Below are 22,302 nucleotides of genomic sequence, written 5' to 3'. Positions count from 1 at the left end.
CCGCCGCGCCTCCCCTCAGCGCCTGATCAGCACCCGTCGGCCTTGGTGCACGAGGCGCAGGCCATGGGTCTGTGCCAGCATCGCCAGGGCCAGCGGCAGGTCGTCGACGGGAAAGGTGCCGGAGACACGAAGCGGGTCCAGCGACGGCTCGCACTCGATGCTCTCGCCGCCGTAGCGCATCAGTTCTCCCGCCCACTGCCGCAGCGGCATGTCGTCGGCCACCAGCAGGCCCTGGCGCCAGGCCAGCGCGGCCTCGCTGGCGGACTCGACGGGGCCGATCCGCTGGCGATCGAAGCGCACCCGCTGGCCAGCCTCGATCACCCGGCCATCCGCCGCGCTCGCGGCGCCCTCCGGACGCACCTGGACCGCGCCTTCGTACACCGCCAGCACTGTCTCTGCGCCCTCGCGTCGGACGCTGAAGGCGGTACCCAGCGCGCGCATCAGGCCCTGTTCGGTGCGCACCAGGAACGGCCGCGGCGGCTCGCGCCGATCCGCCGCGGTGCGGAGGTAGATCTCTCCGCGATACAGGCGCAGCAGGCGCTGGCCGGCGTCGTAGCGCACGTCCAGCGCGCTGTCGGTGTTCATCTCGACCTGGCTGCCGTCCTCCAGCACCAGGTCGCGCCGCTCGCCGACGGCAGTGAGGTAGTCGGCGCCGAAGCCGTCGCGCCAGACCTGGGCGCGCCATCCCCACCAGACCAGCGGTGCGCCGCCGAGCAGCAGGGCGAGGCCGCGCAGGACCGCGCGCCGGCCGCTGCCGGACGGACGCTCGAGCGCACGCCGGGCCAGCGCCGGCGGCAGCGAACCGATATTCGCCAGCAGACGCTCGGCGCGCCGCCAGGCGCGCTGGTGCTCGGGGCTGCGCGAGCGCCAGGACTCCAGCTCGGCCTGTTGCGCCGGAGCCAGCGGCCCCTCCTGCATCAGCAGCAGCCAGGAGGCGGTCTCCCTGAGCACCTGCGGGGCGATCGCCTCGGCGGCCGGCGGCCCGGAAAGCTCCGTATCGCCCGCCTGCGGCGCCCGGCGGGAAGCGCGGTCATTCATCGGGCATCAGGCTCAGGCAGGTCACGTAGGCCTGGTGGATGAACTTCTTCACCGTCGGCAGCGCAACGCCCAGCGCCTGGGCGATGTCCTTCTGCTTCATGCCGTCCAGCGTCGCCATCAGGAATGCCTGTTTCACCCGCGGGCGCAGGGTGTCGAGCAGCGCGTCGATCTCGTGCAGGGTCTCGACGATCACACTCTGTTGTTCCGGCGACGGCTGCAACGGCTCGGGCAGCGTGGCCAGGGCCTCCAGCCAGGCAAGTTCCAGCGATTGGCGACGGCGCCAACTGACCAGCACGCAGTTGGCGATACGGGTGAGATAGGCGCGCGGCTGACGGATCGCTTCACGCTGGCCGCCGTCGCGGCTGGCGAGAATGCGCAGGAAGGTGTCATGGGCCAGGTCGTCGGCCACGCCGCGTCCCCAGGAGCGGAGTCGGTAGGCCAGCCAGTTGCGCAGCCAGGCATGGTTTTCACGGTAGAGCGTGGCGACGCCGTCGCGGTCCGCGGACAGGCAGGAACTCGGCGCATTCATCGGAGGCGCATTCATCGGAATAGTCAGCTGGCTTCAATCGCAAATGAAAACTATTATCACTAATTTTCCGCTGACCACAATGCCGACGCCCTTCCTCGACCGGCCCCGCCGAACCCGAAATATCCCTTTTCCGATCTCGTGCGACAGAGGGAATGAGAGCCCGCAATGACGGGCGCCACCCCTGCGAGCGAAGAAGTCATGTCCCTACAACGCCCTATCCCCAGCCTGGCGCGTCCCTTGTCGCGCGTCTCCCCGCTCACCCTTGCCCTGCGCTGGGCCCTGCTCGGCCTGTCGGCGGTCGGCGCCGGCCTGCTCGGCGGCGGCCTGGCCCACGCGCAGAGCGTCGGCCAGCACAGCGCGGCTACCCGCCTGGACGACGCCACGCCGCGCAGCTACGACATCCCGGCGGGTTCGCTGGGCGCCTCCCTGGGCGCCTTCGCCAGCCAGTCGGGCCTGCTGCTGTCCTTCGACCCCGAGCTGACCCGCGGCCGCACGGCGCCGGCGCTCAAGGGTCGCTACAGCGTACTGGAAGGCTTGCAGCGAGTCCTGTCGAACACCGGCCTGCAGGTCGCGGCGGGAACCTCCGGCGCCTACCTGCTGGTCGAGCCGCGCATGTCCGGAGAAACCCCGGCCGACCTGTCGCCGGTGGTGGTCTCGGCCGCCGAGCTGGCCGATCCGCAGAAGGAAACCTATACCGCGCCACGCTCGTCGGTGTACCTCTCCAGCGAAGACATCGACCGCTTCGGCCGGGTTTCCGTGGGTGACCTGCTCCAGGGCATCCCGGGCGTACAGGTCGGCGACAGCCGCAACGGTGGCGCGCTGGACGTCAACATCCGCGGCATCCAGGGGCAGAGCCGGGTGGCGGTGCGGGTCGACGGCGCGGAGCAGGCGCTGGACGTCTACCGCGGCTACGCCGGCACCCAGCAGCGCAGCTACATCGATCCCGACCTGGTCAGCAGCGTGACCGTCGACAAGGGTCCCTCGACCCGCTCGGGCGCGATCGGCGGCAGCGTGGAAATGCGCACCATCGGCGTCAAGGACATCCTGGTCGCCGGCAAGGACCTCGGCGTGCGCTTCACCGGCGACGTCTGGAACAACGGCGTCGCCCCGCAGCACCGCAGCGCCAGTTCGAAGACCGAGAATCTCAGCAGCGTGCCGCACGATGACCGCGGCAGCCTGTTCGGCTCCCAGGCCAAGTCCGGCAGCGCCGCCTTCGCCTACCGCAACGAGCATCTGGACCTGGTCGCCGCCTATGCGCAGCGCAACCAGGGCAACTACTTTTCCGGCAAGAAAGGCCAGGACCGCTATCGCGTCTACAACCGCTACGGTCGCGAGGAAAGCAGCGTAGCCAAGGTCTACAACGCGGGAGAGGAAGTGCTCAACTCGTCGTCGGAGACCGAGTCCTACCTGCTCAAGGCGACCTGGCGCATCGCCGACGAGCACACCCTGGACCTCGGCTATCGTCGCTACGACGGGCGCACCGGGGAGATCATGCCGTCGGACATCTTCCGTTTCGGCACCGCCGGCATCTACCAGTACCCATTGAGCGAAGTGAAGATCGACACCTACACCGCACGCTACCGTTACCTGCCCGAGAACAATCCGCTGGTGGACCTCAGCACCGGACTGTGGATGACCGAGGCGAAGAGCGACATGCTGACCTCGGTGCTGGCGCCGCGCTCCCAGGCCTATCGCTCCGACCGCAACTGGACGCGCCAGGACAACCGGCGCATCGGCGGCGACCTGAACAACGTGGCGCGCTTCGAAACCGACTTCGGCGATTTCAAGCTCGACCTCGGCGGCTCGTTCCAGGTCGAAGACATCCAGCCGCAGAAAAGCGTGGTCACCACCCTCCACGACATCAACGCCAACCGCACCCTGAGGGACGCCACCCGCCAGGAATACGGCCTCAACGGCAAGCTCGAGTTCAAGCCGGTCGAGCGCCTGACGCTATGGGGCGGCGGCCGCTACAGCCACTTCAACAGCAAGGACAACGGCATCTCCGCCTCGCCGCGGCGCGAGGATCGCGACATGCGCTTCATCACGGTGAGCAGGCCCGGCTACTACGGCTCGATGATGTGGTTCCCCGACCAGAACGGCCAGTACACCGACGCCACCGATCCCCGCCTCAACAACGGCATCGTCACCAACAACACCAACAATCCGTTCGAAGGCATTCCCTTCGACGAGTTCGGCCCGGCCAACGTGACGGTCCATCCCTCGCGGGTCACCAACGTGGTCACCGGCTACAACTACAGCAAGAAGGGCAGCAGCCGCGGCGGCGGTTTCTCGCCGGCATTCGGGATCAATTTCGAGCTGGCCCCGGATACCTTCGTCTACGCCTCCTATACCGAAGGCCTGCGTCTGCCGTCGCTGTTCGAGACCAGCCAGGGTACCCTCCAGGTCGAGCCGGGCAAGGACCTCAAGCCCGAGCGTTCGCGCAGCTGGGAGATCGGTGCCAGCGCGCTGCGCGACAGCCTGTTGGCCGACGGCGACTCGGCGGCGATCAAGCTGGCCTACTTCAACAACACCATCAAGAACTACATCACCCGCTATTACGATCCGGGCCAGATGGGCCTGATGACCTTCAGCAACACCGACAGCTACCGCACCAGCGGTCTCGAACTGCAATCGCACTACGACGCAGGGCGGGTGTTCGCCGACCTGTCGGCGACCTACTACCTGAAGACCGAGACCTGCGACGCCGCCTTCGCCGCCAGGCTGCGCGCCGGCGCCAACCGCTACCAGCGCACCGAGAACACGCCGAACTGCACGCCGGGCAGCTTCATGGGCTCCTATACCAACACGCAGAACCCGCCGCGGCTGGCGACCAACCTGACCGCCGGCCTGCGCTTCTTCGACCAGGCCCTGACCCTGGGCGGACGCATGACCTATACCTCCGGCCCCACCGCCACGGCGGACAAGCCCTGGCAGGTCGGCGCCACCACACCGCAGATCGAGTACCGCTCGGTGCAGCTGTTCGACCTGTTCCTCAAGTACAAGCTGTTCGAGCACACCGAACTGAATGCCTCGCTGCAGAACCTCACCGACCGCTATTACCTTGACCCGCTGGCACAGAGTTTCATGCCCGCGCCCGGGCGTACCCTGCGGGTGGGGATGCAGGCGAAGTTCTGAGCCGCCCTCTCCCCCTCCAGGCGTTGTCGGCGGAGCGCCGCTCCGGTAGGGCGGATAACCGCCCAGCGGTTATCCGCCGAAGCACCGGGCCTCCCGCTCCCCGTCCCTCCGGAACTGTCCGGAGGAGCGGCGAGACAGCGTCCGTCACCACGACAACGGATAACTCACCACCAGCCGCGTCTGGTCGAAGTCGCTGTTGAAGCTGCGTCGGTTGCTGGCGTGGTTGAGGCGCACGTTGAGCCGCGCCAGCGGACCGCTCTGCACGGTGTAGCCGAGCTCGACATCGCGCTCCCATTCCTTGCCGCCGCTACCGGCCTTGGTGGTGGCGTTCGAGCCATGGCCGTAGCGGACCATGCCGATCAGGCCGGGCCAGCCGAGGCCGACGAAATCGTAGTCGTAGCGCACCTGCCAGGAGCGTTCGTCGGCGTTGGTGAAGTTGCCGTTGAACATGTCGTTGCCCATGCTCCGCCCACTGCTGCCGTAGACCGATTGCCAGCCGCTGTCGCCGCCGACCTTCTGCAGGCCAAGGTAGAAGGTGTGCAGGCCGATGCCGGCGGAAAACAGGCCGTAGACGGTATGGCTGTCGATCTCTCCGGCGCGCGCGGCGCCGTCGTCGCGGTCGACGAACAGGCCGAGGTTGGCGCCCAGGGTCCAGTCGCCGACACGCTGCTTGTGCAGCAGGTTGGCGTAGCTCTGCCGGTAGACGTCCTCCAGTTGCCCGTGCCACAGGCCCAGTTGGGTGCGCTCGCGGTTGAAGCGGTACTCGGCGCCGGCGTAGTTGAAACCGTCCGATTTCTGCGTCGGCGCGCTCCAGGCCGACAGGTCCTGCATGTCCGCCGAATTGCGCAGGCTCACCGCGTCGAAGCGTCCGGCCTGCAGAGCCAGGCCCGGCAGCTCGCGGGAAACCACGGCGAAGCCGCGGAACGTCTGCGGCAGCAGGCGTCCGTCGTCGTAGCGCAACAGCGGAATGTCCGGGAGCATCTCGCCGATCTTCAGTTCGCTGGCCGAAACGCGCAGCTTGGCGGCCACGCCGACACGCCCATAGTTGTCCGCCGCGCGACCGTCATCGTGCAACGGAAGAAGCTCGGAATTGCTGGTGCCACGTCCGCTGTTCAGCTTCACGCCGAACAGGCCGATGGCGTCGAGGCCGACGCCGACCGTGCCCGGGGTATAGCCGGAACTGAACTTGAGGATGAAGCCCTGCGCCCACTCGTCCACCAGGCTCTTGCCGGCATCGTGGTCGCGGAAATCGCGGTTGAAGTAATAGTTGCGCAGGACCAGGTCGGTCTTCGCATCCTCCAGGAAGCCGCCCTCGGCAGCTTGCGCGGCAAGACAGGCGAGCATCGGCAGGACCGCCCCTGCATTGCGCGGGACTGCGGTTTTACGACGGATTTTCATTGTTATTGTGCTCCGTTTTTCAGGGACGACCGAGCCCCGGCAGCCTCTGCGGGCCACCTGGCGACGACGGTCGGGTCAGCAGCGGGGCGCGGGCCCCGCCGCCAGGGTCAGAACGGGTACTGGCGCGGCGCGTGCTGCACGCTGATCCAGTGGTCCGTGGTGAATTCCTCGATGGCCCAGTCGCCGTTGAAGCGGCCAAGTCCGGAGTTCTTCTCGCCGCCGAAGGGCGCGTTGGCCTCGTCGTTCACCGGAATGTCGTTGACGTGGGTCATCCCCGCGCGAAGCTGGCGGGCAAAGCGCACCGCGCGTTCCAGGTCGCGGCTGAACACCGCGCTGGACAGCCCGTATTCGCTGGCGTTGGCCAACTCCAGCGCATGCGCCTCGTCGCGCGCGCGGAGCAGGCCGACCAGCGGGCCGAAGATTTCATCGCGGGCGATCTCCATCGTCGCGGTGACCTCGCCGAATACGTGCGGAGCCAGCAACTGCCCATCGACGCCGCCCTCGTACAGCGGCTTGGCGCCTTCCTGGCGGGCCAGGCGGATCTTTTCCAGCAGGCCTTCGAGCTGGCGCGCGTTGACGATCGGCCCGACCGCGGTATCGGCGCGCTGCGGATCGCCGACCCGGAGACCCTTGACCCGCTCGACGAAGCGCGCGGCGAAAGCGTCGTAGAGGCTGTCCTCGACGATGATGCGGTTGATCGCCATGCAGATCTGCCCCTGGTGGAGGAACTTGCCGAACACCGCGGCATTCACCGCCTGCTCCAGATCGGCGTCGCCGAGCACCACGAACGGACTGTTGCCGCCCAGCTCCAGCGCCACGTGCTTGAGGTGCGCGCCGCCGCTGGCGATGCGGCCGATGTTGCGGCCCACCGGGGTCGATCCGGTGAAGGTCACCAGGCCCGGCACCGGGTGCTCGACGAAGGCGTCGCCGATCTCGCTGCCGGGGCCGACCACCACGCTGAACAGCCCGGCCGGCAGCCCGGCCTCTTCGAAGATCCGCGCCAGCAGCAGTCCGCCGCAGACCGGCGTGTCGCTGGCCGGCTTGACCACCACCGCGTTGCCCAGCGCCAGGGCCGGGGCGATGGAACGCTGGGTCAGGTGCAGCGGGAAGTTCCACGGGCTGATCACCCCGACCACGCCGATGGCGCTGCGGTAGACCCGGCTTTCCTTGCCCGGCACGTCGGACTCGACGATGCGCCCGTGCACCCGTGCCGGGAACGACGCCGACTCCAGGGTGATCGCGCGCGCCGCGCCCCATTCGATCTCGGCCTTCAGGCGGGTGCTGCCGGACTCGCGGATGATCCAGTCGACGATCTCCTCGTGGCGGCGGTCGAACACCTCCACCGCCTTGTACAGTACCGCCGCGCGTGCCGAGGGCCCGAGCGCGGCCCATGCCGGCTGGACCTCGGCGGCCTTGGCGTAGGCGGCATCGAGGTCGTCGCGGTCGGCCTGCTCGATCTCCAGCAGCAGGCTGCCGTCGAACGGGTTGCTCACCTTCAGCCGGCGGCCGGCCCGGCCGTGGCGCCACTCGCCGGCCAGGGGCTGGAGACCGAGGTCGGTATAACGGGAATCGCTCATCGCTCTTCTCCTCTTTCGAAAATCACAGGGGTTTCTTCGCCGTCGCGTCGACGGACGCTTCCGCCGGCACGCGCGGCCGCAGGTGGATGCAGGCGATCGCCAGCGCGCCGATCACGCCGGGCGCGGCGAAGGCCAGGAAGTTCTGCTGGAACGGCAGCTCCAGGGCCAGCAGGCTGCCGCCGAGCATCGGCCCGGCGATGGCGCCGAGGCGGCCGACGCCGGCGGCCCAGCCGACCCCGGTGGAGCGCACCCAGGCCGGATAGAACTGCGCGGCGTAGGCATGGATCACCGCCAGGGTGCCGATGGTGGTGGCGCCGGCCACCACCAGCAGGCCGTTGAGCAGCCAGGGGCCTGGCCCCAGGCCGAGGGCCGCCAGGGAGGCCGCGGCCAGGGCGAAGAACAGCACCAGGGTGCGGCCGGCGCCGAGGCGGTCGGCCAGCCAGCCGCCGAACAACGCACCGAGGGTCGCCCCGACATTCAGGGTGACGAGGAACGCCAGGCTCGAACCGAGGGCGTAGCCGCCGCCGGCCATCAGTTTCGGCAACCAGGTGTTGAGCCCATAGCTCATCAGCATGCACATGGCGAAGGCCACCCACAGCAGCAGGGTGCCCACTGCCTGGCGCCCCTCGAACAACTGGGCGACCCGTCCGCTCGGCGCTTCGGCCGCGACAGCGTTCGCCCGCTCGGCGCCGGGCCGGTAGTCGGGATCGACCTTGCGCAGCAGCGCGTCCAGTTCGGCGCGGCGGCCCTTGAGTTCGAGGAACGCCGCCGACTCCGGCAACCAGCGCAACATCAGCGGCACCGCCAGCACCGGCAGCACCGCCACGTAGAACACCGATTGCCAGCCCCAGGCGGGGATCATGGCGATCGCCAGTAGCGCCGAGAGCACCGCGCCCACCGAGTAGAAGGCCGACATCACCGTGACCAGGGTGCTGCGCCGCCCGGCCGGGGCGAATTCGCTGATCAGGTTGATCGCGCTGGGCACCAGCGCGCCCAGTGCCAGGCCGGTGAAGAAGCGTCCGGCGCCCAGTTCCAGCGGGTCGCGGGCGTGCCCGGTGAGGAAGGCGGCGAGGCTCGCCAGCAGGGTGGTGGCGATCACCAGGCGGCGCCGGCCGAAACGGTCCGCCAGCGGCGCCAGCAGGGTGCCGCCGAAGAGCATGCCGAACAGCGCGCAACTGCCGAGGGTGCCGGCCTGCACCGGGCTCAGCTGCCACTCCTGCATCAGGCGTGGCACCACCGAGCCGTAGATGACCATGTCGTAGCCGTCGAACAGCATGATGAAACACCCCCAGCCAAGGATCAGCCAGTGAGTACGGTTAAAGCGGGCAGCGTCGATCACCGCCGCAGCGGATTGCCTGTTCATACCAACCTCTCTCTTGTTCTTGTTATGGGCGCACGCGGGCGTCGGTCGGCACCGCCCACTCTGGCATGGGGCGGCGCCGTGGAACATCAGGGTTCGATGGTTTGCGTCGGCACCTCGATCAAAACCGGGCGATCAGCGGCCAGGGCATGCTTCAAGGCGCTTTCCAGCTCTTCGCGGGTGGCTGCGTGGAGCGCCTCGACGCCATAGCCGCGGGCGATCGCGCAGAAGTCCAGGCCGGGCACGTCGAGCCCCGGCGCATCGGGCACCTCGAGCACCCCGGCGAACCAGCGCAGGGCGCCGTAGGTACCGTTCTTGAGGATGATGAACACCGCCGGCACGCGGTATTGCGCGGCGCTCCAGAGCGCGGTGATGCCGTAGTTGGCCGAGCCGTCGCCGATGATCCCGATCACCTGCCGCCGCGGCTGCGCCAGTTGCGCGCCGACCGCCGCCGGCAGGCCGAAGCCGAGGCCGCCGGCGGCCGGGAAGAAGTAGCTGCCCGGCTCGCGCATCTCCACGCGCTGCCAGAAGGCGGTCACGGTGGAAGTCGACTCCTTGACGAAGATGGCGTCGCGCGGCGCCAGCGCATCGATCACGTCGAACACGGTTTCCGGACGCAGCGGTCCGCCCTCCTCGGCCAGCGCCGGCGGTCGCGGCAGCGCCTCGGGCAACGGCCGCGCACTGGGGCGGACCTGTTCGAGCAGTGCCTCGAGGGTCAGCGCGATGTCGCCGACCAACGCGTCGCCCATCGGCGCCCGTGCCGCTTCGCCGGGATCGCAGGTGACCTGCACCAGCTCGGCGCCGGCCGGCAGGTAATCGCCGGGGGCGAACTGGTGATAGCGGAACACCGGCGCGCCGACCACCAGGATCAGGTCGTGGCCGTCCAGCAGCCGGCTGATCCCGGCGATGGCCGCCGGCAGCACGCCGCGGAAGCAGGCATGGCGGGTGGGGAACGGACAACGCGAGGCCGACGGCGCGACCCAGGCCGGCATCCGCAGCTTCTCCGCCAGTTCCACGGCCAGGCCGTTGGCATTCGCCCCGTCGACGTCCGGACCGAGCACCAGCACCGGGTTGCGCGAGCGCGACAGGCGCTCGCCGAGTTCGGCCAGCAATGCCGGCGCGGGCAGCGCGGCGCCGCTGACCTGGCGCACAGCCAGGTGTTCGACGCCGGCCGGCGCCGGTTGCGCCCAGTCGTCGTAGGGAATCGACAGGTACACCGGCGCCCGCGGCGGCAGGCTGGCGGTCTGGATCGCCTGGCTCAGCGCGCGCGGTACATCCTGGGCGCAGGCCGGCTCGTGGCTCCATTTCACCAGCGGCTTGGGCAGTTGTCCGGCATCGACGTTGGCGAGCATCGCCTCGACCCCGATCATCGAGCGCACCTGCTGCCCGGCGGTGATGACCAGGGGGCTATGGGAGTACCAGGCGTTGGTCAGGGCACCCATACCGTTGCCGGTGCCAGCCGCCGCATGCAGGTTGACGAAGGCCGGGCGGCCGCTGGCCAGGGCGAAGCCATCGGCCATGCCGACCACCGCGCCCTCGTGCAGGCCGAGGATGTAGCGGAAATCCTCGGGGAAGTCCTTGAGGAACGGCAGCTCGTTGGAGCCGGGGTTGCCGAAGACGGTGGTCAGGCCGTGGCGACGGAGGATCTCGTAAGACGCGGAATGGACGGTTTTCATGCAGGCCTTCAAGCTCGTTTCCTGGATTTGCGCTACTGTTGCAGCCGCTCGATAATCAATCAAATCGATACTCTTTCTATAAAAAATAGAACTGGTCTATATGAGTCCGATCGATCTCAACCTGATCCGCACCTTCGTCACCCTCTACGAAGCCGGCAGCGTGACCCTCGCCGCGGAGCGCCTGTTCGTCACCCAGCCATCGGTGAGCTACGCCCTGGCGCGCCTGCGCGAACTGTTCGACGACGCGTTGTTCACCCGCACCCGCGACGGCATCCAGCCGACCTTCGTCGCCGAGCAGCTCTACGGCACCTTCCGCGAGTCGCTGACGCGCATCGAGGGCGCGGTACAGAGCGTTCGCCACTTCGATCCGGCGACCACCGAGCGACGTTTCCGCATCGCCCTCACCGATCTCGGCGAAGTGGGTTTCCTCTCGCTGATCCTCGAACGCCTGACCCGCGACGCGCCGTTCGCCGAAGTGGAAGTGCTGCCGCTGCAGGTGGACGAGGTCGGCGCCTGGCTGAGCAGCGCCAAGGTCGACGCGGCGATTTGCCGCCAGCCGGTGCCCGGCGCGCGCAGCCAGCGGGTCCTGCACGAGCGCTACGTGTGCCTGCTCAGCGACCGCCACCCGCGGATCGGCGACAGCCTGAGCCTGGAGCAGTACCTGGCCGAGCGGCACATCGTGGTGACCCGTACCTCCGGCCACGGCATCGCCGAGGACGTGCTCGAGGCCATGCAGGTGCAGCGCCGCATCAGCCTGCGGGTGCCGCACTTCTCGGTGCTGCCGAAGATCATTCCCGGTACCGAGCTGCTGACCATCCTGCCGGCGCAGATCGCCTATCGCTTCGTCGCCGAAGGCGGCATGCGCATGCTCGAACTGCCCTTCACCCTGCCGCCGTTCGACGTCTCCCTGCACTGGCACGAGAGCAGCGAACGCTCGGCGGCGCTGAACTGGTTCCGCACCACCATCGCCGAGGCGATCATCGCCGCCCAACGCTGAAACGCCGGCGGCCCTCACGCAGCGTCTCCCAGCGTCGGCGAGCGCTCGCGACGCCGCGCACCGAGCAGCGGCAACACGGCGGCCGCGACGACGAACACCGCCGCGAACGCCCCATAGAGGGACAGCGGCTGCCAGCCGTCGTCGAGCAGGAGCCCGGCCACCAGCGGCGAGAGGATCGCCCCGCCGCGACCGACGCCGATCCCCCAGCCGACCCCGGTGGCGCGCACCGAAGCGTCGTAGAGGCTCGGCGCCAGGGCATACAGGCCGGCCACGCAGGCGTTGGCGCAAAGCCCGATCAGCAGTCCCAGCGGCAAGGCCGCGCCGGGCAGCCCGGCGCTCAGCGAGAACAGCGCGAGCAGAGCGGCGGTAAGCAGCATGAACAGCGCCAGCACCCGTTCCAGGCGAAAGCGCGCGGCAAGCCCGCCGAGCAAGGCGGCACCGAAGATCCCGCCGATGCTCAGCAGGGTGCCGCCGGTGATGCCCTGGGCGGTGGACAGGCCGGCGGCGACCAGCAGCTTCGGCGTCCAGCTCATGATGAAGTAGAAGCCGAACATCACCAGGAAAAACAGCGCCCAGAGCAGCAGCGTGGTACGTCGCTGGGCAACGCAAAGCAACCGGGCGAGGCGGCTACCGTGCTCCGCTCCGCCACCGGGCGGGCTCGGCAGTTCCGCGAGCGCCGCGCGGCCCAGGCGCCGGGCCAGCGCGTTGACCCGTTGCAACGCCCGCGGCGGCCGGCGCGCCAGGAGGAAGTCCAGCGACTCCGGCAGGCACAGGCAGACCAGCGGGATCACCGCCAGGGTCAGGCCAGCGCCGAAGACGAACACCGAGCGCCAGCCCCAGGCGCCGATCAGCCATACCGCGAGCAGTCCGCCAAGGGTCGCGCCGAGCGCGTAGCCGGTGGACTGCAGGCTTACCGCCAGGCCGCGCCAGCGGCGCGAGGCGTACTCGCTGGCGATCACGTTGCTGCTGGCGAGGATGCCGCCGATACCCAGTCCGGTCAGCCCGCGCAGCAACGCCAGTTGCCAGGCCGCCTGGCTCAGCGCCGAGGCGAGCATGCCCAGGCCCGACAGCGCCAGGCAGGCGAGGATCAGCGGGCGGCGCCCCCAGCGGTCGGCCCAGGGCGCGATGAACAGCGAGCCGGCGGCCATGCCAAAGAGGCCGGCGCTGAGCAGCAGGCCGATCTCGGCGCCGCCAAGGTTCCATTCGGCGGCCACCGAGGATGCGGTGAAGGCCATCACCAGCACGTCGAAGCCATCGATCAGGTTGAGCACGATGCACACAGCCACCGCCAGCCACTGGAACGGACGCATCGGTTCGTCGTCGAGAGCGCGGCGCAAGTCCCGGTTCATGGGCGGCCCTCCCCGAGCGGACAGGAAAGAAGCGACGGCAGGCGGGAGCGAGGCGCGGGAATGCAGGAATCCATCATCGGGAAGACCCTTTTTCTTGTTGTTGTAGGCACGGCAAGCGCAGGCACCCTGGCACCGTTGCGTCGATGCCGCAATCCTATTGGATCCATTTTGGCGACAAGAAAACGGATGGCCAGCGGATATCCCACTGTCAGCGAAATCCGAGAAAGGCTCTGGAACGAGATAATTTGGCAATTTATTCCTGAAGTTTTTTATGTGCGACTATCGAACAGATTATTTTTTGTACAGAAGCGGTTGACTTGGAAAAGTTGCCTCGCGAATCATTGGATCCAATTACAAAAACAACGAGAGGATCCGACGATGTTTCCGAAGAACGCCTGGTACGTGGCCTGCACCCCCGACGAACTGGCCGGCAAGCCGCTCGGCCGACGCATCTGCGACGAGCCGATGGTTTTCTACCGAGGCGAGGACGGCCGCGTGGCGGCCCTCGAGGATTTCTGCCCGCACCGTGGCGCGCCGCTGTCGCTGGGCTTCGTCGAGGACGGCGTGCTGGTCTGCGGCTACCACGGCCTGGCAATGGGCGAGGACGGTCGCACCCGCGCGATGCCCGGCCAGCGGGTCCGCGGCTTCCCCTGCATCCGTCGCTTCCCGGTGCAAGAACGGCACGGCTTCGTCTGGGTCTGGCCGGGCGCGGAAGAACAGGCCGACGCCGCGCTGATACCCCGCCTGGAATGGGCGGAAAGCCCCGATTGGGCCTATGGCGGCGGGCTGTACCACATCCACTGCGACTATCGCCTGATGATCGATAACCTGATGGACCTGACCCACGAGACCTATGTCCATGCGTCCAGCATCGGCCAGAAGGAAATCGACGAGGCCGCGCCGACCACGCGGGTGGAAGGCGACGAGGTGATCACCAGCCGCCACATGCAGAATGTCATGGCCCCGCCGTTCTGGCGCATGGCTCTGCGCGGCAACGGCCTGGCCGACGACGTGGCGGTGGACCGCTGGCAGATCTGCCGCTTCACGCCGCCCAGCCACGTGCTGATCGAGGTCGGCGTGGCCCACGCCGGCCACGGCGGCTACCAGGCGCCGGCGGAGCGCAAGGCGGCGAGCATCGTGGTCGACTTCATCACCCCGGAGAGCGCCACTTCCATCTGGTACTTCTGGGGCATGGCGCGCAACTTCCAGGCCCACGACCAGGCGCTCACCGAGAGCATTCGCGAAGGCCAGGGAAAGATCTTCGGCGAAGACCTGGAAATGCTCGAAAGCCAGCAGCGCAACCTGCTGCGCCATCCACGGCGCGACCTGCTGAAACTGAACATCGACGCCGGCGGCGTGCAGGCCCGGCGCATCATCGAGCGCCTGCTGGCGGACGAGCGCCAGGCCGCCGCCCCCAACCGCGCCCAGGCCTGACGGGAGCCTTCGCCATGATCGAGGTCATCGTCGGCGCCATCCGCCTGGAGGCGCAGGATATCCACAGCTTCGAACTGTTCCGGGCCGACGGGGCGGCCCTGCCGTCCTTCGAGCCGGGCGCACACATCGACCTGCACCTGCCCAACGGCCTGGTCCGCCAGTACTCCCTCTGCGGCCCCGCCGAACGGCCGCGCCACTACCGTATCGCCGTACTCCGCTGCCGCGATTCGCGCGGCGGCTCGGCCACGCTGCACGCCGAACTGCGGGTCGGCCAGCGGCTGCACATCGGCGAGCCGCGCAATCTCTTCCCGCTGTCGCCGGAGCCCGGTCCGCACCTGCTGTTCGCCGGCGGCATCGGCATCACGCCGCTGCTGGCGATGGCCGAACGCCTGGCCCGCGATGGCGCCGACTTCCAGTTGCACTACTGCGCGCATTCCGCCGAGCGCGCGGCCTTCGTCGACTACCTTGGCCGGTGCGCCTTCGCCGACCGCGTGCACTGCCACTTCGACCACGGCGAAAGCAGCCGGCGCGCGGACCTTCGCGCCCTGCTGGCGACCAGTCCGCGCGACGCCCAGCTATACCTTTGCGGGCCGGCGGGCTTCATGCAGTGGATCGAAGAAAGCGCCCGCGAACTGGGCTGGGAAGCAAGCCGCTTGCATCGCGAGCACTTCGCCGCCGCGCCACGAGACGCCAGTGCGGACGGCACCTTCGAAGTGCAGTTGGCGAGCAACGGGGCGCTGATCCGGGTCGCCGCCGGGCAGACCGTGCTGGCGGCCCTGCGCGAAGCCGGGGTGGACCTGCCGGCCTCCTGCGAGCAGGGCATCTGCGGCACCTGCCTGACCCGCGTGCTGGACGGCGAGCCGGAGCATCGCGACCTCTACCTCAGCGAAGAGGAGCAGGCCGCCAACGATTGCTTCACGCCCTGCTGTTCGCGTTCGCGCAGCCCACGGCTGGTGCTGGATCTCTAGTCGGCGGCGACGTCGCCGTGAAGCACGGTGACACCCTGCCGCGCCGGATCGAAGTAGTCGGCGTAGCGCAGGGTCGCGTTGGCGTGCTCGCGCATGATCGCCTCGGCGCGCGCCCCCTGGCCGTTGACCAGCGCGTCGACCACCGCGTGGTGCTGCATGTGGGCGAAGTTGAAACGGCGGAATTCCTGCTCGAGATTGTCGCGATCCACCGCCAGGGCGCTCACCGAGGCGAACGGCAGGTGGTCGTTGCGCGCCAGCGCCACGGCGATCGCCGGGTTGCCGCTGGCCTCGATGATGGTGCGGTGGAAACGCATGTTCATGCGCTGGTAGCGCTCCAGCTCCTCCAGCAGGACCTGGCCGTTGGCGAACAATCGGTCGCCCTCGGCCAGGCATTCCTCCAGGGTCGCCCGTGCCTCGGCGGACAGCCCGCGCTCGGCCGCCTGGCGTGCCGCCAGGCCTTCCAGAACGCCGCGCACCTCGACCGCGCCGGCGATATCCTCGCGGGTCACCGCGCGCACCCTGTAGCCGCGCCCGGTCTTGCACAGCAGGCCTTCCTGCTCGAGGGTACGCAGGGCGATGCGCACCGGCATGCGCGAGACCTGCAGGCGTTCGGCGGTGGGAATCTCGACGATGCGCTCGCCGGCGGCGAGTTCGCCGGAAGCGATCAGCTTGCGTAGCTCGGCCAGCACGCGTTGGCCCGGTTTGCTCATGGAATTCGCTTATTCGATCGGGACGACCGGGGCATCATAGCGTGCCCCGGCCGCCTCCGCCGGTCAGCTTTCGCGGTGGATGGCGAAGCCGGCCCAGGACTGGCTCACCGGCATGATCTCGAGGCTGTTGATGTTCAGGTGGGCGGGCTGGTTCATGATCCAGAAGATGGTCTCGGCGATGTCTTCCGGCTGGATCGGATGGGCTCCGGCGTAGGTCTTGTCGTAGCGCGCCTGGTCGCCGCCGAAGCGGACCAGGGAGAACTCGCTCTCGCACAACCCCGGCTCGAGGTTGGTCACGCGCACCCCGGTGCCCTGCAGGTCGCAACGCAGGTTCAGGGAGAATTGCTCGACGAAAGCCTTGGTGCCGCCGTAGACATGGCTACCCGGATAGGGCCACTTGCCGGCCACCGAACCCAGGTTGACGATGCTCGCCCCGGCGCCGTGGGCGATCAGCCGCGGCAGCAGCAGGCGCGTGCTGTAGAGCAGGCCCTTGATGTTGGTGTCGACCATGGTGTCCCAGTCGTCCAGGTCGCAGGACTGCGCCGGGTCGGTGCCCAGCGCCAGGCCGGCGTTGTTGATCAGGCCGCGCAGGGTGGCGAACTCTTCCGGCAGGTTGTCCACGGCCGCGCTCATCGCCGCGCGGTCGCGCACGTCCAGGGTCAGCGGCAACACCCGGGTCTTCGCCGAAAGCTCACCGGCCAGGGCTTGCAGACGCTCCTCGCGACGGCCGGTGAGCACCAGCGACCAGCCGGCCTCGGCGAAACGACGGGCGCAGGCTTCGCCGAAGCCTGAGGTGGCGCCGGTGATGAACAGGGTGGACGACATGGGCATCTCCTCGTACGGGGCGGAAAAACGATGTCCGGGGATTCTAGAGCCTCGCCGTGCCCGGTTGGCCATACAGTTGCGCACGAGTTTGCCGAGGCGTCTGCTCAAAAAACGACCAACCTCGCGGAACCCGCACCGTGCCTGGGCCGCAGCGAACAGCCACCAACTTGTCCACAGGGCGTCGCACAGTTTTCCTGAACAACTGTGGCAGCGGGATGACCACGCGTTGGGGATAAGTACCTGGCGCGAGCGCTGTTCATTTTCTGACCAGCCACGCATAACCCTCGCCGATTCAGGGGTATGGCGGTTCTTACCCACCTTATCCACAAGCCCCCGCACAGAAATCCTGAACAACCTCAGGCGGCGTTATCCACAACCCGGCGCGCGGCGACCAGGTCCTCCAGCGCATAACCCACCGACTTGAACAGGGTGATTTCCCCGGGATCGCCGCGCCGCCCTGCCCCGCTCAGCAAGTCGCGCAGTTCGGTGGATATCGCCTCGCGCCCGATGGCGCCTTCGGCGATCGCCTGCAACAGGTCGCCGGCCTCTTCCAGCGCGCCTGCGCGGGTATCCACCACGACCCGCGCGCGCGCCACCGCCAGGGCGTCGGTCTCGCGCATGGACGGCAGGAAGGCGCCGACCAGGTCGAGATGGACGCCCGGCTTCAGCCATGCGCCGCGCACCAGCGCTTCGCGGGAGGTGGTAACGCAACTGACGCAGTCGGCCGCCTCCACCGCCGCGCGCAACCCGTCGGCCGCTCGCGCCGGGTAGCCCTCCTCGCGCAGCCGGGCGGCCAGCGCGGCGGCCTTGGCCGGATCGCGGCCCCAGATGTCGATGTGGCGATAGTCGCGCACGCAGGCGTGGGCCCGCACCATGTGCGCAGCCAGGGTTCCGCAGCCGACCACCAGCAGGCGCCGCGCATCGTCCCGCGCCAGGTAGTCGGCGGCCAGCGCCGAGCTGCAGGCGGTACGCCGGGCGGTCAGCTCCGAAGCCTCCAGCAACGCCAGTGGGCGACCGTCTTCGCCGTCGAACAGAGCGAACACCGCGGCCACCGCCGGCAGGCCACGCGCCCCATTGCCAGGGAACACCGTCACCAGTTTCACGCCGATCCCCGCGCCGGCTTGCCACACCGGCATCTGTAGCAGCGAGGCCTGCGCCGGCAAGGCATGGCAGTTGCGCAGCGGCGCGCTGCAAGGCTTGGCCAGGCCGATGCGCAACGCCTCGATCAGTTGTGGATAAGCCAGGCGCTCGGCGACCTCGGCGTTGCTGAAAAAGCGCAGGCTGTGCATAAGTCGAGTTTCCTCCGTGGCTCCAGGGCAGCGCCCGCCCCGGCGGCCAGGCAGCCGGGGCGGGGCGTGCTCAATGTCCGCCGAGATAGGCGTTGCGCACCTCCTGGTTGCCGAGCAGTTCTTCGCCGCTGCCGCTCATGCGGATTTCCCCGGTGACCATCACGTAGGCGCGGTCGGAGAGCTTCAGCGCATGGTTGGCGTTCTGCTCGACGAGGAAGATGGTCATGCCGCTCCTGGCCAGCTCGCGCAGGGTCTGGAAGATCTGCTTGACCACGATCGGCGCCAGGCCCAGGGAGGGCTCGTCGAGCAACAGCAACTTCGGCCGGCTCATCAGCGCGCGGGCGATGGCGAGCATCTGCTGCTCGCCGCCGGACATGGTCATGGCGCGCTGGTTGCGCCGCTCCTTCAGGCGCGGGAACAGCTCGAACATGCGCTGCATGTCCTCCTCGGCGTGGTCCATGCCGATGGGAATGGTACCCATCAGCAGGTTTTCCTCGACGCTCATGTCGGGGAACACCCGGCGTCCTTCCGGCGACTGCGCGATGCCGTTGGACGCCACGTAGTGCGCCGACTTCTGGCGGATGTCCTGGCCGCGATAGAGGATCTGCCCGGCCGCCGCACGCGGCTGGCCGAAGATCGACATCAACAGCGTCGACTTGCCCGCGCCGTTGGCGCCGATCAGGCTCACCGTCTCGCCCTCGTTGACCTGCAGCGAGACCTTCTTCAGCGCCTGGATCGGCCCGTAGAACACGTCCACCTCACGGAATTCCAGCAACGCCGCGCTCATGACAGCTCCTCTTCGTCGGCACCGAGATAGGCGGCGATCACCTTCTCGTCATGGCGGATCTGTTCGGGGTTGCCACGGGCGATCACGTCGCCGTGGTCGAGCACGATGATGTGGTCGGAGATGTTCATCACCATGCCCATGTCATGCTCGATCAGCAGTACGGTGATCCCGTGGTGGTCGCGCAGGTAGCGGACGATGTTGCTCAGGGCGTGGGTCTCGGCCGGGTTGAGGCCGGCGGCCGGTTCGTCCAGGCAGATGAGTTCCGGCCGCGTGCACATGGCCCGGGCGATCTCCAGGCGCCGCTGCTGGCCGTAGGACATCTCGCCGGCCAGGCGGTTGGCGCAGTCCACCAGGTCGACCACCTCCAGCCAGTAGAACGCGTGGTCCAGCGCCTCGCTCTCGGCGCGGCGATAGCCGGGAGTGTTGAGGATGCCGGCGAGCAGGTTGCGGTTGACGAACATGTGCTGCGCCACCAGCAGGTTCTCCACCACCGACATGTCCTTGAACAGGCGGATGTTCTGGAAGGTCCGCGCCAGCCCGGCGCGGTTCACCAGGTGGGTGCCGCCGAACATCTTGTAGTAGAGGCGACTGCCCAGTTGCGGCGGCTTGACGAAGTCGTCCAGCTGGAACGGCTCGCCGAGCACCTGGATGACGTCCGTGGTGCGCCCCTGGGTGTTGAGCAGGATGTTGCCGCCGGTGGCCTTGTAGAAGCCGGTGAGACAGTTGAACACGGTGGTCTTGCCGGCGCCGTTGGGGCCGATCAGCGCGGTGATCGAACCGCGCTCGACGTCGAGGTTGACGTCGTTGAGCGCCTTGATGCCGCCGAAGTGCATCATCAGGTGCTCGACGCTGAGGATCTTGTCGCTCATGGCGCCACCCCCTTGCGCGGGGCGAAGCCCACCCGGCTGATGCGGATCAGCCCGCGCGGCCGCCAGATCATCATCACCACCATGAGTATCCCGAGCAGCAGCACGCGGATGTCGGCGAAGCTGCGCAGCAGCTCCGGCGCCACGGTGAGGACGAAGGCGGCGATCACCACCCCGACCGTCGAGCCCATGCCGCCGAGCACGACGATGGCGAGGATCAGCGCCGACTCGAAGAAGTTGAACGAGGACGGGTTGACGAAGCCCTGGTAGCTGGCGAAGAACACCCCGGCCAGTCCCGCGGTGGAGGCGCCGAGCATGAACGCCGAGAGTTTCACCAGCACATGGTTGAGGCCCATCGCGCGACAGGCGATCTCGTCCTCGCGCAGCGCCTCCCAGGCGCGCCCGACCGGCATCCGGGTCAGCCGGTGCTTGATGTAGAGCACCAGCAGCACGACCAGGAACAGCACCACGTAGATGAACAGGAACTTCATGTTGGGGTTGTAGGCGATGCCGAGGAACTCGTGGATCGGCACCCCGCCATCCTTGGCCCGGCGGCCGAACTCCAGGCCGAGGAAGGTCGGCGCCGGCGCCGGCATGCCGTTCGGCCCGCCGGTGAAGGACAGCCAGTTGTTCAGTACCAGGCGGATGATCTCGCCGAAGCCCAGGGTGACGATCGCCAGGTAGTCGCCATGCATGCGCAACACCGGGAAGCCGAGGATCGCCCCGGCCACCGCGGCGGTCAGCGCGGCCAGCGGCAGGACGGTCCAGAAGCCCAGGCCGAGGTACTGGTAGCCCAGCGCCAGGCCATAGGCGCCAATGGCGTAGAAGGCCACGTAGCCGAGGTCGAGCAGCCCGGCGAGGCCGACCACGATGTTCAGGCCCAGGCCCAGCAGCACGTAGATCAGGCCGAGGATGACCACCGCCAGCAGGTACTTGCTGGCGAAGAACGGGAAGATCACCGCGGCCACCAGGATCAGCGGCACGATCCAGCGCAAGCGGGTCTTGTAGCCCGGCGGCAGGACGTGGACGCCGCTGCCAGCCCCCTCGAAGCGCTCCAGCACGGCGCGCCCGCCGCGGGTCTGCAGGTAGAGGCTGAGCAGGAAGCGCCCGGCCATCACGATCGCGATGATCCAGCCGACCCGCTCGTAATGCAGGTTGAAGCCGTAGCCGTCGAGGACCACGCCGACGATGGGGCCGAACACCACCAGGGCGATCAACCCGGAGAGCACGGCATCGACGACGCACTGCTTGAGATCGATGGAAGTCTCGTTGCTCATCGTCGTCCCCTTACACCTTGGCGATCTGCGGGCGGCCGAGCAGGCCCTGGGGACGGAAGATCAGGATCAGTACCAGCAACGAGAAGGCGAACACGTCCTTGTAGTCGGTGTTGACCATCCCCGAGAACTGCGCCTCGGCCACTCCCAGCACCAGGCCGCCGAGCATCGCCCCGGGCAGCGAGCCGATGCCGCCGAGCACCGCCGCGGTGAACGCCTTGATGCCGATGATGAAGCCGGCGTAGAAGTCGAAGGTGCCGTAGTTCATGGTGATCAGCACCCCGGCCAGGGCGGCCATCGCCGCGCCGATGACGAACACGTAGGAGATCACCCGGTCGGTGTTGATCCCCAGGATCGAAGCCATCTTGCGGTCCTGCTGGGTCGCCCGGCACATGCGCCCGAGCTTGGTGTAGCGGATCACGTAGGTCAGCACCGCCATGCCGATCAGCGAAGCGATCAGGATGAACAGCTTGGTGTAGGTGAGCTGGACGAAACCGTCGCCGACGTGGAATTTCAGGGCGCCGTCGAGCAGGGTCGGGATCCCCTGCTGGCGCGGTCCCTGCGCCACCTGCACGTAGTTCTGCAGGATCAGCGACATGCCGATCGCCGAGATCAGCGGCGCCAGGCGCGTGGAGTTGCGCAGCGGCTTGTAGGCGATGCGCTCGATCACCCAGCCGTAGGTGCAGGTCACCAGCACGGTGAACAGCAAGGTGCCGAGGATCAGCAGCGGGAAGTTCTGCAGGCCGAAGAAGGCCAGCAGGGCAAGGGCGATGGCCGACAGGTAGGCGGAGATCATGTACACCTCGCCGTGGGCGAAGTTGATCATGCCGATGATGCCGTAGACCATGGTGTAGCCGATGGCGATGAGGCCGTAGACCGAGCCGAGGGTCAGCCCGTTGATCATTTGCTGGAGGAAGATGCCGTCCATTTTTCAGTCTCTTCAGGGCGAATCGCGACGGCCTTTGTAAGGCGCGCCGGCGCTCGCCGGTGAAAGCGGACGGGTGCTACTGAAACGGCCCCGGATCGCGGGACTCCAGACCGACCACACGCAGACGTCTTCGGTGAATCCGCACTACGGCGGCAAGCACGG

The 22,302-nt window shown here is 68.3% G+C and carries 18 protein-coding genes; 4 read left to right on the top strand and 14 right to left on the bottom strand.

Going from position 1 to position 22,302, the window contains the following annotated elements; genetic code table 11:
• Positions 1-15: 15 nt before the first annotated feature.
• On the bottom strand, positions 16-1,038 hold the full coding sequence (locus tag HMPREF1224_RS30850) for a FecR family protein (RefSeq protein ID WP_003112303.1): 1,023 nt from the start codon (positions 1,036-1,038) through the stop codon (positions 16-18).
• Positions 1,031-1,567: a sigma-70 family RNA polymerase sigma factor gene (locus HMPREF1224_RS30845; RefSeq protein WP_003112302.1), complete on the bottom strand. Its 537-nt coding sequence runs from the start codon at positions 1,565-1,567 to the stop codon at positions 1,031-1,033. Before HMPREF1224_RS30845 ends, HMPREF1224_RS30850 begins: the two co-directional genes overlap by 8 nt.
• Before the next feature lie 198 nt (positions 1,568-1,765).
• Between HMPREF1224_RS30845 and HMPREF1224_RS30840 the strand changes: the two genes are divergently transcribed.
• Positions 1,766-4,702 carry a TonB-dependent receptor gene (locus HMPREF1224_RS30840; RefSeq protein WP_023103563.1) on the top strand — a complete coding sequence of 979 codons (2,937 nt, stop codon included), beginning with the start codon at positions 1,766-1,768 and terminating at the stop codon, positions 4,700-4,702.
• Between the two features lie 144 nt (positions 4,703-4,846).
• Here HMPREF1224_RS30840 and HMPREF1224_RS30835 read toward each other — a convergent pair whose 3' ends face one another.
• From HMPREF1224_RS30835 to mdlC, 4 genes are all read right to left on the bottom strand, one after another.
• Entirely contained in the window at positions 4,847-6,100 is a 1,254-nt protein-coding gene (locus tag HMPREF1224_RS30835) for an OprD family porin (RefSeq protein WP_003121137.1), read from the bottom strand.
• Between the two features lie 107 nt (positions 6,101-6,207).
• Positions 6,208-7,677, bottom strand: a complete 1,470-nt coding sequence (locus tag HMPREF1224_RS30830; protein WP_003107137.1) for an aldehyde dehydrogenase family protein — start codon at positions 7,675-7,677, stop codon at positions 6,208-6,210.
• Positions 7,678-7,699: 22 nt separating this feature from the next.
• Positions 7,700-9,040 carry an MFS transporter gene (locus HMPREF1224_RS30825; RefSeq protein ID WP_003112299.1) on the bottom strand — a complete coding sequence of 447 codons (1,341 nt, stop codon included), beginning with the start codon at positions 9,038-9,040 and terminating at the stop codon, positions 7,700-7,702.
• Between the two features lie 86 nt (positions 9,041-9,126).
• A complete protein-coding gene (mdlC, locus tag HMPREF1224_RS30820; RefSeq protein ID WP_010793712.1) occupies positions 9,127-10,713 on the bottom strand; it encodes a benzoylformate decarboxylase in 1,587 nt (528 codons plus the stop codon).
• Between the two features lie 100 nt (positions 10,714-10,813).
• Between mdlC and HMPREF1224_RS30815 the strand changes: the two genes are divergently transcribed.
• Positions 10,814-11,710: a LysR family transcriptional regulator gene (locus tag HMPREF1224_RS30815; RefSeq protein WP_003095545.1), complete on the top strand. Its 897-nt coding sequence runs from the start codon at positions 10,814-10,816 to the stop codon at positions 11,708-11,710.
• A 14-nt stretch (positions 11,711-11,724) separates the two neighbouring features.
• Here the strand turns inward: HMPREF1224_RS30815 and HMPREF1224_RS30810 are convergent, their stop codons facing one another.
• A complete protein-coding gene (locus tag HMPREF1224_RS30810; protein ID WP_003112297.1) occupies positions 11,725-13,059 on the bottom strand; it encodes an MFS transporter in 1,335 nt (444 codons plus the stop codon).
• Between the two features lie 378 nt (positions 13,060-13,437).
• On the opposite strand from HMPREF1224_RS30810, the gene HMPREF1224_RS30805 reads away from it, so the two are divergent.
• Positions 13,438-14,493 (top strand): aromatic ring-hydroxylating dioxygenase subunit alpha, encoded by a 1,056-nt coding sequence (locus HMPREF1224_RS30805; RefSeq protein ID WP_003099966.1) that lies wholly within the window; start codon positions 13,438-13,440, stop codon positions 14,491-14,493.
• A 14-nt stretch (positions 14,494-14,507) separates the two neighbouring features.
• On the top strand, positions 14,508-15,461 hold the full coding sequence (locus tag HMPREF1224_RS30800; RefSeq protein WP_010793711.1) for a PDR/VanB family oxidoreductase: 954 nt from the start codon (positions 14,508-14,510) through the stop codon (positions 15,459-15,461).
• Here HMPREF1224_RS30800 and HMPREF1224_RS30795 read toward each other — a convergent pair.
• The 7 genes from HMPREF1224_RS30795 to HMPREF1224_RS30765 all read right to left on the bottom strand — a co-directional run bounded on the left by HMPREF1224_RS30795 (position 15,458) and on the right by HMPREF1224_RS30765 (position 22,140).
• Positions 15,458-16,171 carry a GntR family transcriptional regulator gene (locus HMPREF1224_RS30795; RefSeq protein WP_003099978.1) on the bottom strand — a complete coding sequence of 238 codons (714 nt, stop codon included), beginning with the start codon at positions 16,169-16,171 and terminating at the stop codon, positions 15,458-15,460. The two genes, HMPREF1224_RS30800 and HMPREF1224_RS30795, sit on opposite strands and share 4 nt — an antisense overlap.
• Positions 16,172-16,234: 63 nt before the next feature.
• On the bottom strand, positions 16,235-16,996 hold the full coding sequence (locus HMPREF1224_RS30790) for an SDR family oxidoreductase (protein WP_003095557.1): 762 nt from the start codon (positions 16,994-16,996) through the stop codon (positions 16,235-16,237).
• Between the two features lie 356 nt (positions 16,997-17,352).
• Positions 17,353-18,285, bottom strand: a complete 933-nt coding sequence (locus HMPREF1224_RS30785) for a bifunctional Delta(1)-pyrroline-2-carboxylate/Delta(1)-piperideine-2-carboxylate reductase (RefSeq protein WP_003116180.1) — start codon at positions 18,283-18,285, stop codon at positions 17,353-17,355.
• Between the two features lie 70 nt (positions 18,286-18,355).
• The gene (locus tag HMPREF1224_RS30780) at positions 18,356-19,072 is read right to left on the bottom strand and encodes an ABC transporter ATP-binding protein (protein WP_003095563.1); all 717 of its coding nucleotides are present in this window, start codon (positions 19,070-19,072) and stop codon (positions 18,356-18,358) included.
• A complete protein-coding gene (locus HMPREF1224_RS30775) occupies positions 19,069-19,941 on the bottom strand; it encodes an ATP-binding cassette domain-containing protein (protein ID WP_003095566.1) in 873 nt (290 codons plus the stop codon). The genes HMPREF1224_RS30780 and HMPREF1224_RS30775 overlap by 4 nt, the downstream gene beginning before the upstream one ends.
• Positions 19,938-21,215, bottom strand: coding sequence for a high-affinity branched-chain amino acid ABC transporter permease LivM (livM, locus tag HMPREF1224_RS30770; RefSeq protein ID WP_003161297.1), 1,278 nt, complete (start codon positions 21,213-21,215; stop codon positions 19,938-19,940). Before livM ends, HMPREF1224_RS30775 begins: the two co-directional genes overlap by 4 nt.
• A 10-nt stretch (positions 21,216-21,225) precedes the next feature.
• Positions 21,226-22,140, bottom strand: a complete 915-nt coding sequence (locus HMPREF1224_RS30765; protein ID WP_003095571.1) for an ABC transporter permease subunit — start codon at positions 22,138-22,140, stop codon at positions 21,226-21,228.
• Positions 22,141-22,302 lie beyond the last annotated feature (162 nt).

Origin of the sequence: Pseudomonas sp. P179, assembly GCF_000478485.2 — a bacterium.
Lineage (GTDB): Bacteria > Pseudomonadota > Gammaproteobacteria > Pseudomonadales > Pseudomonadaceae > Pseudomonas > Pseudomonas aeruginosa.
This window is presented reverse-complemented; position numbering and strand designations above follow the sequence as displayed.